The organism is Ruegeria sp. CI8, from assembly GCF_056536865.1.
Map to the genome: position 1 here is coordinate 109,698 of NZ_JBQFQL010000005.1, position 12,750 is coordinate 122,447.

Consider the following 12,750-nt stretch of genomic DNA (forward strand, 5'->3'; position numbering starts at 1 on the left):
GCCTTCCCGAAAAACCTAGCGATGATCCGGTCTGCATGCACGCCACATGCGTTGCCGTTGCAGGCCGCGGCGCCCTGATTTCGGGGCCGTCCGGGGCCGGAAAATCGGCACTTGCATTGCAGATGATGGGCTTCGGCGCGGACATGGTCGCCGATGATCGTGTAAACCTAACCCTGTCGGGCGACCGGGTGATTGCGGATGCGGTCCCTCAGATCCGAGGATTGGTCGAGGCCCGCGGCGTTGGGCTGCTGCGCGCCACGGCCTGCGGTCCCGTTCCGTTGGATTGGATCGTGGATCTGGATCAGGTGGAATCCCAACGACTGCCGGAACCGCGACAGGTTCTTGTGCTGGGACATCCTGTTCCCTTGCTTCGTGCCGCCGGCGTCCCCAACTTGGCATCAGCACTTGTTCAACTGATGAAAATGGGGCGCGTCGATCCGCAATGGCCAAGCACATGACAACACAAACGCGCATCGTTCTGGTGACAGGTCCGTCGGGCGCGGGCCGGTCGACGGCGATTCATGTGCTCGAGGATCTGGGCTATGAGGCCATCGACAACTTGCCGATGGGCCTATTGCTGCGCCTGATGGAGGGCGCGGATCCATCCCGGCCGATGGCGCTGGGGATCGATGCTCGCAATCGTGATTTCTCGACCATCGGCTTTATCGAATTGGTCGCCAAACTGGGCCGGATGAGCCAGGTGGACCTGTCCACGCTTTATCTGGATTGCAGCGACGACGTGCTGTTGCGCCGGTTTTCGGAAACCCGACGCCGTCATCCGGTCGCAACCGATGCCAGCCCCGAAACCGGTATCCGTCAGGAAAAGGAATTGTTGGAGCCGATCCGCGAGATCGCCGACACCCTGATCGACACCAGCGTGCTTAACGTGCACCAGCTGCGATCCGAAGTCGAACGCTGGTTCGCCCCGGAAGGAGGCCGGCATCTGGCCGTTTCTATCGAGTCCTTCTCGTACAAACGGGGGCTGCCGCTGGGCCTGGACATGGTGTTCGACTGCCGATTTCTGGCCAACCCCTATTGGCGTCCGGAGCTGCGCGAGGCTGATGGTCGAAATCCGGACGTTGCGTCCTATGTTCAGGCTGACACGAACTATGCCGCCTTTTTTGAACGGGTGGTGGAGCTGTTGCTGTCTCTGCTGCCCGCCTTCAAGGTTGAGGGCAAAACACACCTGTCGGTCGCCTTCGGCTGCACCGGAGGTCAGCACCGCTCGGTCGCGATGGCCGAAGCGGTCGCAAAAGCCCTTGCAGAGCAGGGGCAGCCGGTGGCAATTAGACACCGCGAGATGGAACGTCGATCGTTGAATGTGAGGCCGGATTGATCGGAATTGTAATCGTGGCGCATGGCGGATTGGCCCAGGAATACCTGGCGGCCATGCAACACGTCGTGGGCAAGCAACCCGGCCTTGTGGCAGTGTCGATCGACGCTGATCATGATCGCGAGGAAAAGCAGGCCGAAATCTGCCGGGCCGCGGATGCTGTGGATGTCGGTGACGGCGTGGTTGTCGTGACCGATCTGTTCGGGGGCAGCCCCTCGAATCTCAGCCTGCGCGCCTGTGCGCCGCAGGACCGCAGAATTCTTTACGGCGCCAACCTTCCGATGCTGATCAAACTGGCCAAAAGCCGCCAACTTCCGGTCGGGGACGCCGTCCGTAGGGCCATGGAGGCTGGACGAAAGTACATCAATGCGCAAAATGTGACATTGGACTGACATCGGAACGATTGAATATGGCCACCAAAACCTTGAAAATCATCAACGAAAAAGGCTTGCACGCGCGCGCTTCAGCCAAATTGGTCGAGGTGGTCGAAGGGTTTGACGCCCGCGCCGAAGTGTCCAAAGACGGCATGTCCGCGTCGGGTGACAGCATTATGGGCCTTTTGATGTTGGCGGCTTCGCGTGGAACGACTATTGACGTCGAAACGTCCGGGCCGGATGCTGAGGCGCTGGCAGACGCGCTGGAAGCATTGGTGAACGACAAGTTCGGCGAAGGTTTCTGACGCAGGGCACTGCCACGAAACAAGAACGGGAAGACCAGGAATTGGCGGAAACCACGCACGATACCAAGACCAACACGGTGGTGGCCGAGACCGCGGAAGCGGGCGAAATCTACGACCGCCGCACGCTGACCTACGCAAATTCGTTTGACGACGCCTGGACCTCGACGGCCATCAAGGCGATCGAATGGTGCACGGGCAAGCTGACCATTCTGCGCATGGTCAACAAATTCGAAAAGCAGAATGAGAAGTATCGCGGCCAGAAATTCTGGGGTGGTGCCTTGGGTATCATGGGGATCGACCTGACCACGCCCGAACACCAGATTGCGCGTATTCCGAAAGAGGGGCCCGTTGTGGTGGTGGCCAATCACCCGCATGGGATGGTGGACGGCATGATCCTGGCCGAGTTGATCGGACGCGTGCGCCAGGACTATCGCATCCTGACCCGCTCGGTTCTGACCGGGCTGGACGAGGCCGCGACCTCGTTCATGATCCCGGTCCCGTTTCCACATGATCCCGAAGCCCAGAGCAAGATGCTTGAGATGCGGGGCAAAGCGATGGAGCACCTCAAGAACGGTGGTGTCGTCGCGCTGTTCCCATCCGGTGTGGTGATGTCGTCCGACACGTGGTTCGGCCCCGCTCAGGAACGCGAATGGAACGTGTTCACCGCCAAGATGATCCGACGATCCGGTGCCAAGGTTCTGCCCATCTACTTCCCCGGCAGCAATTCGCGCTGGTACCAGATTGCCAACAAACTATCCGCAATTCTACGTCAGGGACTTCTGTTGCACGAGATCGTCCGGTCCTGCAACAAACCGGTCGGCCCCGTGATCGGAGAGCCGATTTCGGACGAGGACATGAAACTGCTCGAACGCGACCCACGCGGATTCATGACCTGGCTCAGAAAACACACGCTGGGCTTGGGGCAGTCACCACAAGCCTGATCCACCGTTCATTTGCGCTAAAAGATCGCGGGCGAGCGGGGCGGTCTCTTGACGGCTTAACGCGTCGGGACCGGAACCTCGCCACGATAGTCATAAAACCCGCGATCGGTCTTGCGGCCCAGCCAGCCGGCCTCGACGTATTTCGTCAGCAACGGGCAGGGGCGGTACTTTGTATCCGCCAACCCATCATGGAGGACGTTCATGATGGCCAGACAGGTGTCCAGCCCGATAAAATCGGCCAGTTCCAGCGGACCCATGGGGTGATTGGCGCCCAGCTTCATGGACTGGTCGATCGACTGAACACTGCCGACCCCTTCATACAGAGTATAGACGGCCTCGTTGATCATCGGCATCAGGATACGGTTCACGATGAAGGCCGGAAAATCCTCGGCGCTGGCGGCGGTTTTGCCCAACCGATCCACCACGGCCTTGCAGGTGGCGAAGGTTTCTTCGTCGGTGGCGATACCGCGAATCAACTCGACCAATTGCATGACAGGAACCGGGTTCATGAAGTGGAACCCCATGAAACGCTCCGGCCGATCCGTCCGGCTGGCAAGCCGTGTGATCGAAATGGACGAAGTGTTCGACGTCAGGATCGTGTGGGCCTGCAAATGCGGCTGCAGATCCTCGAAAATCGCCTGCTTGATGGCCTCACGTTCGGTCGCGGCTTCGATCACGAGGTCCGTCTGGCCGATCTCGGGAAGGTTCAGCGTGGTCTTGATCCGCTGCAGTGCGGCCTGCATCTCGTCGTCACCGATCTTGCCGCGTGACATCTGACGAGCCAAGTTGCCCTTGATCGTTTCAATGGCAGCATCCAGCGCATCCTGGCTGATGTCGTTCAGCAGAACGTCATACCCTGCCAACGCCATCACATGGGCGATTCCGTTGCCCATCTGGCCCGCGCCGATTACTCCGACTGATTTCACGTCCATATTGAACTGCCTTCCGCATCAAGGTTCAGTGGGACATTATCGGCAGTCCGGGTTGGGCGGCAAGGGGGTGGGACCGGTCCAATTCGCTTCAAATGAGCACATTAGAGTTTTCTAAACACCTAAGGCCGCAGAATGGCAATTGGGTGAAGAAAAATGGGTGGCTGACATGAGTTATCATGAGTCGGGCGCGACCGGTGTCGAGGAATCCGTCTGCCGGTATGGGACGTCAAAACTGTGGTTTCGCGGGCCAAAGCGAGTGTTGCGGGTGCCATATGTGGCCTGCGTCAGCGGCACCGAGACATTCGGTCGGTTGGTCGATTCTCCGTTTCCCGCCGCGTTGGAGCAGCGGCTGAAAAAGCAGTGTCTGAATCTGGGCAGTCTGTTCACGGGTGCCGAGGGATTGGCGCGGGATCCGGAAATTCTGAGCCTGATGAATGGCGCCGAGCTTTGCGTGTTGCAATTGCCATCGGCGCTGAACCAGTCCAACCGGTTCTACCGTGTTCATCCCCGACGCAATGATCGGGTCCTCCAGGCAACCTCGGACCTTTCCGCGTTGTACCCCGAAGTTGACTTCGCCGACGTTCATTTTGTGCGGCACCTAATGTCCAGGTTGTCGGCATTTTCGGACGCACAGTTCGAAGTGGTGGCCGCCGAGTTGCGGCGGGCTTGGGCAGAGGCTCTTCGCACCCTGTTGGACAACGTCACCAGCCGGGTTCTGCTGCTGTGGCTGGACTGGGATCACAGCCCGGCAGTCGGGCTGGATGCGCGGGGGGTATCTGATCCGGTGCCAATTACACAGGCCATGATTGAAGGGGTGTCGGATGGAGGGGTGCCAACCGTGAAGATGACGGTGCGCCCTTCAGGTGCTTCGGATGATCTTGAGGACATGCTGTTCGGCACGATGCAGCAACCGATGGCGGAACATATGATCGGACCGGCCACGCACCGGGCCATTGCAGAACATTTGCTGCCTGCGATCCGAGACCTCGAATGAAAAAGGCCCGCCGATTGGCGGGCCTTGATCGCTTCGAAGTCTGGACGTATCAGCCCAGCTTTTCGGTCAGTTCCGGCACGGCCTGGAACAGGTCGGCGACTAGGCCGTAGTCCGCGACCTGGAAGATCGGAGCTTCTTCGTCTTTGTTGATCGCGACGATGATCTTCGAATCCTTCATGCCGGCCAGGTGCTGGATCGCACCCGAAATACCAACCGCGATGTACAGATCGGGTGCAACGACCTTGCCGGTCTGACCCACCTGCCAGTCGTTCGGGGCATAGCCCGAGTCGACTGCCGCACGGCTGGCACCAACCGCCGCGCCCAGCTTGTCGGCCAGGGCTTCGATCAGTTTGAAGTCTTCTTCCGAGCCAACACCACGGCCGCCCGAGACAACGACGCCGGCCGAGGTCAGTTCCGGGCGGTCGCTTTCGGCGACCTTGTCCTCGACCCATTCCGACAAGCCGGGGTTTTCACCGACCAATACGGTCTCGACCGAGGCCGATCCGCCTTCGCCGGCTGCATCAAAGCTGGCCGTACGGAAGGTGATGACTTTCTTGGGATCGTTCGACTTGACGGTCTGGATCGCGTTGCCCGCGTAGATCGGGCGCTCGAAGGTCGAGCCGTCCACCACGCCCGACGCGTCCGAGATCACCATCACGTCCAGCAGCGCGGCCACGCGCGGCATCACGTTCTTGGCGTCGGTGGTGGCGGGCGCCACGATATGCTCATAGCCGTCGGCCAGGCCGACGATCAGCGCGGCGGTCGATTCGGCCAGACGGTGGCCCAGCGACGGGTCTTCGGCAACCAGGACCTTGGAGACGCCGTCGATCTTGGCGGCGGCTTCGCCGGCAGCGGCGGCCGAGCCGCCCGCGGCCAGAACGGTCACGTCACCCAGCTGCTTGGCTGCGGTGACCGCCTTGGCGGTTGCGTCCATCGCCAGTTCGCCATTGTTGACTTCGGCAAGCAGAAGTACAGCCATTACACAGCCCCCGCTTCTTTGAGTTTCCCGACCAGCTCGTCGACCGAGCCTACGATGATGCCGGCGGCGCGTGCCGGCGGCTCTTCGGTCTTGACGACTTCGAGGCGCGGCGTGACGTCGACGCCGTAATCGGCGGCGGTTTTTTCGTCCAGCGGCTTTTTCTTGGCCTTCATGATGTTGGGCAGCGATGCATAGCGCGGCTCGTTCAGGCGCAGGTCGACGGTGATGATGGCCGGCATCTTGACGCTGATGGTCTGCAGACCGCCGTCAACTTCACGCGTGACCTTGGCGGTGTCGCCTTCGATGTCCAGTTCGGACGCGAAGGTGCCTTGGCTCCAGCCCAGCAGAGCCGACAGCATCTGACCGGTGGCGTTCATGTCGTTGTCGATCGCCTGCTTGCCGCACAGAACCAGTCCGGGCTGTTCTTCCTCGACCACCTTGGCCAGGATCTTGGCAACGGCCAGCGGTTCGATGTCCTGGTGGACGTCATCCGCCGCGACCACCAGAATGGCGCGGTCCGCACCCATGGCCAGCGCGGTGCGCAGCGTTTCCTGCGCCTGCTTGACGCCGATCGAAACGGCCACGACCTCGTCGGCCTTGCCGGCTTCTTTCAGGCGGATCGCCTCTTCGACGGCAATCTCGTCGAACGGGTTCATCGACATTTTGACATTGGCGAGATCAACACCGCTGCCGTCCGCTTTGACGCGAACTTTCACGTTGTAGTCGATCACGCGCTTGACAGGCACAAGTACCTTCATTTTTGCGTACGCTCCTTACAAAAACGGCAAGCCGCAATGCGACTCCACCAATGCTCTCGTCGGCCTAGATAGCGCCTTGCGGGGCGTCGGGACAGGGCAAAATCGTCACGTCATGTCGTGGGGACGTCGCGTTTCACGCTTTTTGACGTGAAGGAACGAAATATTGTTACCCGGCCGATGGGCGGTTTTGCCGCGCCGGATGGTGCGAAAACGCATTCAATAAGCTCGGGTTTCAGCGGTTAGCGCCTGCCCTTCGGGCCGGGGCTTCGCCCTTCCGGTCGCCCCAACGTCCGCTGGAGGTTGCGCCGCTTTCAGCGGTTCGCGCCCGGAACCCACAAGACGTCATCGCGGCCGCCATTGTTGGCGCACCGGGCTGCCACGAAGAACCAGTCGCTGAGGCGGTTGAGGTATTTTACCGCGGCCTCGTTAACCGGTTCCATGTTGGTCAGTTCGACTGCCAGACGCTCGGCGCGCCGCGAGACCGTGCGGCAGACATGCAGATGCGCCGCCAGCTTTGATCCGCCCGGCAGGATGAAGCTGCGCAAGGGCTCGAGATCGGCATTCATCGCGTCGATTTCCGACTCAAGCCGGTCGATCTGGGCCGGTGCGATCCGCAGGGGCGGGTAGTCGGCCTCGGCGTCTTTTTCCATGTCGGGGCGGCACAGGTCAGCACCCAGGTCGAAAAGATCGTTCTGAATGCGGGCCAGCGCCGCATCGACCTCGCCCTCGGCCTCGGTGCGGGCCACGCCGACAAAGGCGTTCAACTCGTCCACCGTGCCATAGGCCGCCACGCGGCCCGCGTATTTCGCAACCCGTTCGCCATTGCCCAGCGCGGTTTTGCCATCGTCCCCGGTGCGGGTATAAATCTTGTTCAGAACGACCATCTACTGCACTCCCTGTCCACGCAGATAGACGTAGAGCACGATCAGTACCACGGCAATGAATTGAAACAGGATGCGCAGCCGCATCATCTTGTTGCTTTTCTTGGCAGCCGCCATGCCGCCCTTGCCGAAATTGGATATGCCGATGGCAAGAACAACGACGACCGCCGCCATCGCCAAAAGAAGTACGCCCATTAGAAGGTCCATGAACTCACCGTCCGCATTTGTTGTATCCTTTGCGCACCATCTAGCGGGGCGGCCCCCGAAAGCGAACGGGTAATTTCGTCTCAGATACCCGAAAGGATGCGGTCTATCGTGGCCGTTGGCAGAATGCGGCGCAGATAACCCGCGATATAGGTCGGTGTGGTCACGTAGTATCGAGCCTTGGGCGACTTTGCCTCGAGCGCGCGGGCAAGTTTGTCGGTTACCGCTGACGCCGGTAGCTCGAACCGGTCGGGGCCCGAGTCTTCGTACAGACGTTTGAGCAGCGACCCCTCATACTTGTCGCGCAGGGCCGAGTTTTCCCAGTCTATGAACCGTTCAAAAATCGGTATGGCTTTTTCGCGCAGTTTAGAGGTGATGGGACCGGGTTCAATCAGCACCACTTTGATGCCGGTGCCGCGCAGTTCCAGCCTCATAGTGTCGGTCAGGCCTTCGATTGCGTATTTCGTGGCGACGTAGGCACCGCGCCAGGGGAAGGCGACCAGACCCAGTACCGACGAGTTCTGCACGATGCGGCCATGGCCCTGTGCACGCATGACGGGTATCACCTGGCGGGTCAGTTCGTGCCAGCCAAAAACATTGGTCTCGAAGATATGGCGCAACCCGTCGGTGGGCACGTCTTCGATCGCGCCGGGCAGGCCATGGGCGCCGTTGTTGAACAGCGCGTCCAACGTGCCGCCCGTTGCTTCGAGAACACTGGCCAATCCCGAAGTGATCGTTTCGGCATCGGTATAGTCGATTCTTGGGCTGTCAAAGCCCTGAGCCCTCAGCCTGTCGCAATCGCGCTGATGTCTGCAGGCGGCAAACACGCGCCATCCGCGTGCACGCATCCCGTGTGCCGCGTCCAGACCAATGCCGGATGAGCATCCGGTGATGAGGATGGATTTCTGCATGTCTGCCCCAAAGTCGTCCTCGGCAAAAACTATTGCGAGGAACGGCCTCCGGCAATGACGGCATCACGTCAATTTGTGCTTTTTCGGATCAACGAGGAGGAAATCCAGCCAACCTGTTGCTCGGGCAACACGCGCAGGCGCAGCCAGCCGGTTCCGGACTCGCTCAGAACTTCGACCTGCTGACCCATCCGCGCTTTGCCGATGATCGGATAGATCGTGCCGGGGCCATCGCGCATGTTCACGCGGGTGCCGGACACGATGCGAATGTCTTTCGGCGGCTCTGCGGGTGCAGGGGCGGCTGCCGCTTCCGGTTCGGAATCGGTGTCCAGAACCTGCACGGCCGCGTTTTCATCCAGTGACGCCAGCGAAAAGGTACCGCCGGTATTGTCGAAACTGGACAGATCAGAATTCAGACCGGCCGCGATCTGCGCCAGCAACGCCTCGGTATCGACGGCATCGGCGGCGGGGATCGGTTCCGGCTTAGGTTCGGACGGCTTGGCGGGGCGCAGGGCCACTTTCGTCACAAGCTCGGTTGCTGGGGAGGGGACCAGTGACCTGGGCTCGGGTTTCTCAGCTGCGGCAACGACGGGTGGTGCCTCGGCGCGGGTTCCGCGCGGTTCGAATTCGGATCCACCGCTCATGACGTAGAAGAACCAGCCGAGCATGGCAAAAGTAACAAGCATAAGGCGCGTCATGGCGCATCCCCCGGTAATCATAACAACAAGAAAAAGGCAGCATTCAATTGTTGGGATCCTACCATAGTTCGGGTCCCGAGTCGAAAATCGGGGGAAATCGCCGGGTTGGCTCCCCCTGTTGCAAAAACCCCGACTTGTCCCCAGCAAAATATGCCTTGGTTGCTTTACCACGCGCGCCGGGCGTCGTATCACATCATCTATGAACGACACGATCGACGACCCCAACATGGAGGCCCCCGACGCCGGGGGCGAGGTGGCCGAACCGCTGCGCCGGGCAATTGGCGAGCGTTATCTAACCTATGCTCTCTCCACCATCATGCACCGCGCGCTGCCGGATGCGCGCGACGGGCTGAAGCCGGTTCACCGGCGAATCCTCTACGCTATGCGCGAGCTGCGACTCAGCTCCTCGGGCGGGTTCCGCAAGTCGGCCAAGATCTCGGGTGACGTGATGGGTAACTATCACCCGCACGGGGACGCCGCGATCTATGACGCGATGGCGCGTCTGGCGCAGGATTTCAACGTCCGCTACCCGCTGGTCGACGGGCAGGGGAATTTCGGCAATATCGACGGCGACAACCCGGCGGCCTCGCGCTACACCGAGGCCCGGATGACCATCGTTGCCGAGGCGTTGCTGGAGGGGCTGAACGAGGACGCCGTCGATTTCCGCGACAACTATGACGGCACGCTGACCGAACCGGTCGTCTTGCCGGCACAGTTCCCGAACCTTCTGGCCAATGGCGCCTCAGGCATTGCCGTGGGCATGGCGACGAACATCCCGCCCCACAACATCGCCGAGCTGTGCGACGCCTGTCTGCATCTGATCAAGACGCCCGACGCGCGTGACGACACGCTGCTGAACTATGTGCCGGGGCCCGATTTCCCAACGGGCGGCGTAATCGTAGAACCGGCCGAGAATATCGCGCAGGCCTATCGCACCGGGCGCGGATCGTTCCGGCTGCGTTGCAAATACGAGGTCGAGGATCTGGGCCGCGGCCAGTGGCAGATCGTGGTCACCGAGATCCCGTATCAGGTTCAGAAATCCAAGCTGATCGAAAAGATCGCCGAGCTGATCCAGACCAAGAAGATACCGATCCTGGGCGATGTACGCGACGAATCCGCCGACGACATCCGCCTCATCCTCGAGCCGCGCTCCAAGAACGTGGACCCCGAGGTGCTGATGAACATGCTGTATCGCAACTCGGATCTCGAGGTGCGCTTCAGCCTGAACATGAACGTGCTGATCGATGGAGTGACGCCCAAGGTCTGTTCGATGAAGGAAGTGCTGCGCGCCTTCCTAGATCACCGGCAAGAGGTGCTGCTGCGCCGCTCGCGTCATCGGATGGCCAAGATCGACCACCGGTTGGAGGTGCTGGAGGGCTTCATTGTTGCCTTCCTGAATCTGGACCGGGTGATCGATATCATCCGCTATGATGACGACCCCAAGGCCGCGCTGATGCGCGAGAATTGGGGCATCGACCATGTCCGCGCCACCAGCGAGGCTGACTATGTCTCGCCCAAGCCGGGCGAGGGCGAATTGTCCGAAGTTCAGGTCGACGCGATCCTGAACATGCGCCTGCGCAGCCTGCGCCGGCTCGAAGAGATGGAACTGGTCCGTGAGCGTGACGCGCTGATGGAAGAGCGCGCAGAACTCGAGGATCTGCTGGCGGATGAGGGTCTGCAATGGGCCAAGATCGCCGAGCAGCTGAAAGAAACCAAGAAGACCTTCGGTAAGGATTATGAGGGCGGCGCGCGTCGCACCCGCTTTGCCGAAGCAGGCGAGGTCGAGGACGTACCGCTTGAGGCGATGATCGACAAAGAGCCGATCACGGTCGTCTGCTCGCAGATGGGCTGGATCCGCGCCATGACCGGCCATATCGACCTGAACCGCGAGCTGAAGTTCAAGGACGGCGACGGGCCGCGGTTCATCTTCCACGCGGAAACCACCGACCGGCTGCTGGTCTTCGCATCAAACGGGCGGGTCTATACGGTCAGCGCCGCGAACCTTCCGGGTGGTCGGGGGATGGGTGAACCGCTGCGCCTGATGGTCGATCTGCCCAACGAGGCGCAGATCGTCGACATCCTGATCCACAAACCGGGACGCAAACTTCTGGTTGCTTCGGATGCGGGCAACGGGTTCATGGTGCCCGAGGACGAGGTGCTGGCCCAGACCCGCAACGGCAAACAGGTGCTGAACGTCAAGGATGACGAGCGCGCGGTGATCTGCAAGCCGATCGAGGGCGATCACGTCGCTGTGGTATCACAGAACGGCAAGTTTCTGGTGTTTCCGGTCTCCGAACTGCCCGAGATGACGCGTGGCAAGGGCGTGCGTCTGCAGAAATACAACATGGCGCGCGGGCGCCAGGGCACGCTGGAGCTGGATGGCGGCCTGTCCGACCTGACGACGTTCAACTGGGAGGACGGTCTGAAATGGTCAATGGGCGGCGACAAGACGCGGCATGAGGCAGATATGTCTCAATGGCTGGCAAAGCGCGCAAGCGTCGGAAAAAAACCGCCCTATGGGTTCCCGCGCGATTACAAGTTCTCGTGATCTTTCGCCGACCACGGTGGAAATCTGCCGATACGGCTTGGCACAAGCTGCATCGGTGCGCTAGATCAAAGAAAAACAGGCCTATCGAGACGAGACAATGCTGCGCATTCTGACCCTGATTACCGGACTGGCCCTGGTGGGCGCCTGCACGCAGACGCAACTCTATGAAGAGCCGGAAGATCTGGGCGAATTCAAGCTGCGTGTGAACTATGCGTTTGCCGACAAGGCCGTCCAGGGGCCGGTGTCTCGGGATGCGACGCCCCAGGAATGGACCGAAGCGATCCAGAAGGCCGTCGATATCCGCCTTGGTCGCTATCAGGGCTCGCAGGAGTATGACATCGGGATCAGCCTCGAAGGCTATATGCTGGCGCCTCCTGGCATTCCGGTGATCTACAACCCCAAAAGCACAGCGATCGTTCTGGTCAACGTCTATGATGTCGGCAAGAAAGAGTTTCTGGCCAAAGGCAAGCAGTTCCAGGTCCTCGAAGATACCACCGGTGGCAGCGCTCTGAAGGGCTCGGGCAACGAACGCACCAAGGAAGAGCAGATGAGCGGTTTGGCACTGAAAGTGGCGGACCGCGTCGAGGAATGGCTGGCTGAAGAGCACAAGGACAACGGGTGGTTCGACCTGCGCCCCGGCCTGATCCAACCGATTGAATCCGGACAGGCGGTACAAAACCCGGCATAGTTTTGAGGATTTCCCTCAGGATGTGCTTGATTTTCCGCTTTGAACCAAATATCTCGCGCGCGCAGATGTAACCACGGGACCAAGGGTCCCCCAAATCGCAAAAGGGCGCCTGAGGAATGGCAAAGGAAAAGTTTGAGCGTACAAAACCGCACGTCAACATTGGCACGATTGGCCACGTTGACCACGGCAAGACGACGCTGACCGCAG

General features: G+C 60.6%; 16 protein-coding genes. 9 read left to right on the plus strand and 7 right to left on the minus strand.

From position 1 onward, the window contains the following. The first annotated feature begins 35 nt into the window (after positions 1–35). The 5 genes from ACR0DA_RS17745 to ACR0DA_RS17765 are packed head-to-tail and all read left to right on the plus strand — an operon-like array spanning position 36 to position 2,953. Positions 36–458, plus strand: a complete 423-nt coding sequence (locus tag ACR0DA_RS17745) for an HPr kinase/phosphorylase (protein WP_480755114.1) — start codon at positions 36–38, stop codon at positions 456–458. Continuing rightward, positions 455–1,336 (plus strand): RNase adapter RapZ, encoded by an 882-nt coding sequence (gene rapZ / locus ACR0DA_RS17750; RefSeq protein WP_480755115.1) that lies wholly within the window; start codon positions 455–457, stop codon positions 1,334–1,336. The genes ACR0DA_RS17745 and rapZ overlap by 4 nt, the downstream gene beginning before the upstream one ends. Next, the gene (locus ACR0DA_RS17755) at positions 1,333–1,725 is read left to right on the plus strand and encodes a PTS sugar transporter subunit IIA (RefSeq protein ID WP_093965293.1); all 393 of its coding nucleotides are present in this window, start codon (positions 1,333–1,335) and stop codon (positions 1,723–1,725) included. The genes rapZ and ACR0DA_RS17755 overlap by 4 nt, the downstream gene beginning before the upstream one ends. Positions 1,726–1,742: 17 nt before the next feature. Further along, entirely contained in the window at positions 1,743–2,012 is a 270-nt protein-coding gene (locus ACR0DA_RS17760) for an HPr family phosphocarrier protein (RefSeq protein WP_480755116.1), read from the plus strand. A 41-nt stretch (positions 2,013–2,053) separates the two neighbouring features. Beyond that, complete coding sequence (locus ACR0DA_RS17765) at positions 2,054–2,953, plus strand: lysophospholipid acyltransferase family protein (protein ID WP_170343441.1); 900 nt, start codon at positions 2,054–2,056, stop codon at positions 2,951–2,953. Positions 2,954–3,009: 56 nt separating this feature from the next. Here ACR0DA_RS17765 and ACR0DA_RS17770 read toward each other — a convergent pair whose 3' ends face one another. Next, positions 3,010–3,885, minus strand: a complete 876-nt coding sequence (locus ACR0DA_RS17770; protein WP_480755117.1) for a 3-hydroxybutyryl-CoA dehydrogenase — start codon at positions 3,883–3,885, stop codon at positions 3,010–3,012. A 166-nt stretch (positions 3,886–4,051) separates the two neighbouring features. Between ACR0DA_RS17770 and ACR0DA_RS17775 the strand changes: the two genes are divergently transcribed. After that, complete coding sequence (locus ACR0DA_RS17775; protein ID WP_480755118.1) at positions 4,052–4,879, plus strand: DUF6473 family protein; 828 nt, start codon at positions 4,052–4,054, stop codon at positions 4,877–4,879. A gap of 49 nt (positions 4,880–4,928) precedes the next feature. On the opposite strand, the gene ACR0DA_RS17780 is transcribed toward ACR0DA_RS17775, so the two are convergent. The 6 genes from ACR0DA_RS17780 to ACR0DA_RS17805 form a co-directional block, all read right to left on the minus strand. After that, the gene (locus ACR0DA_RS17780) at positions 4,929–5,858 is read right to left on the minus strand and encodes an electron transfer flavoprotein subunit alpha/FixB family protein (protein ID WP_480755119.1); all 930 of its coding nucleotides are present in this window, start codon (positions 5,856–5,858) and stop codon (positions 4,929–4,931) included. Beyond that, entirely contained in the window at positions 5,858–6,616 is a 759-nt protein-coding gene (locus ACR0DA_RS17785) for an electron transfer flavoprotein subunit beta/FixA family protein (RefSeq protein WP_170342626.1), read from the minus strand. The genes ACR0DA_RS17780 and ACR0DA_RS17785 overlap by 1 nt, the downstream gene beginning before the upstream one ends. Positions 6,617–6,927: 311 nt before the next feature. Further along, complete coding sequence (locus ACR0DA_RS17790; protein ID WP_480755120.1) at positions 6,928–7,500, minus strand: cob(I)yrinic acid a,c-diamide adenosyltransferase; 573 nt, start codon at positions 7,498–7,500, stop codon at positions 6,928–6,930. Further along, the gene (locus tag ACR0DA_RS17795) at positions 7,501–7,704 is read right to left on the minus strand and encodes a twin transmembrane helix small protein (RefSeq protein WP_093965306.1); all 204 of its coding nucleotides are present in this window, start codon (positions 7,702–7,704) and stop codon (positions 7,501–7,503) included. 80 nt (positions 7,705–7,784) lie between these two features. After that, complete coding sequence (locus tag ACR0DA_RS17800; RefSeq protein WP_170434801.1) at positions 7,785–8,612, minus strand: SDR family NAD(P)-dependent oxidoreductase; 828 nt, start codon at positions 8,610–8,612, stop codon at positions 7,785–7,787. A gap of 68 nt (positions 8,613–8,680) precedes the next feature. Continuing rightward, a complete protein-coding gene (locus ACR0DA_RS17805) occupies positions 8,681–9,307 on the minus strand; it encodes an SH3 domain-containing protein (protein WP_480755122.1) in 627 nt (208 codons plus the stop codon). 199 nt (positions 9,308–9,506) lie between these two features. Here ACR0DA_RS17805 and ACR0DA_RS17810 point away from each other — a divergent pair, with 199 nt between their 5' ends. The 3 genes from ACR0DA_RS17810 to ACR0DA_RS17820 form a co-directional block, all read left to right on the plus strand. Continuing rightward, a complete protein-coding gene (locus tag ACR0DA_RS17810) occupies positions 9,507–11,855 on the plus strand; it encodes a DNA topoisomerase IV subunit A (RefSeq protein ID WP_170367984.1) in 2,349 nt (782 codons plus the stop codon). Between the two features lie 97 nt (positions 11,856–11,952). After that, positions 11,953–12,543, plus strand: a complete 591-nt coding sequence (locus ACR0DA_RS17815) for a hypothetical protein (protein ID WP_170361569.1) — start codon at positions 11,953–11,955, stop codon at positions 12,541–12,543. 116 nt (positions 12,544–12,659) lie between these two features. Continuing rightward, positions 12,660–12,750, plus strand: a 91-nt coding sequence (locus ACR0DA_RS17820) for a GTP-binding protein (RefSeq protein ID WP_215675807.1), incomplete at its 3' end; no start/stop codon positions are given.

Coding starts and splice junctions, on each gene's coding strand:
- ACR0DA_RS17775 (WP_480755118.1), top strand. CDS start 4,052: ATGAGTTATCATGAGTCGGGCGCGACCGGTGTCGAGGAATCCGTCTGC.
- ACR0DA_RS17785 (WP_170342626.1), bottom strand. CDS start 6,616: ATGAAGGTACTTGTGCCTGTCAAGCGCGTGATCGACTACAACGTGAAA.
- ACR0DA_RS17800 (WP_170434801.1), bottom strand. CDS start 8,612: ATGCAGAAATCCATCCTCATCACCGGATGCTCATCCGGCATTGGTCTG.
- ACR0DA_RS17745 (WP_480755114.1), top strand. CDS start 36: ATGCACGCCACATGCGTTGCCGTTGCAGGCCGCGGCGCCCTGATTTCG.
- ACR0DA_RS17760 (WP_480755116.1), top strand. CDS start 1,743: ATGGCCACCAAAACCTTGAAAATCATCAACGAAAAAGGCTTGCACGCG.
- ACR0DA_RS17795 (WP_093965306.1), bottom strand. CDS start 7,704: ATGGACCTTCTAATGGGCGTACTTCTTTTGGCGATGGCGGCGGTCGTC.
- ACR0DA_RS17780 (WP_480755119.1), bottom strand. CDS start 5,858: ATGGCTGTACTTCTGCTTGCCGAAGTCAACAATGGCGAACTGGCGATG.
- ACR0DA_RS17770 (WP_480755117.1), bottom strand. CDS start 3,885: ATGGACGTGAAATCAGTCGGAGTAATCGGCGCGGGCCAGATGGGCAAC.
- ACR0DA_RS17810 (WP_170367984.1), top strand. CDS start 9,507: ATGAACGACACGATCGACGACCCCAACATGGAGGCCCCCGACGCCGGG.
- rapZ (WP_480755115.1), top strand. CDS start 455: ATGACAACACAAACGCGCATCGTTCTGGTGACAGGTCCGTCGGGCGCG.
- ACR0DA_RS17790 (WP_480755120.1), bottom strand. CDS start 7,500: ATGGTCGTTCTGAACAAGATTTATACCCGCACCGGGGACGATGGCAAA.
- ACR0DA_RS17815 (WP_170361569.1), top strand. CDS start 11,953: ATGCTGCGCATTCTGACCCTGATTACCGGACTGGCCCTGGTGGGCGCC.
- ACR0DA_RS17805 (WP_480755122.1), bottom strand. CDS start 9,307: ATGACGCGCCTTATGCTTGTTACTTTTGCCATGCTCGGCTGGTTCTTC.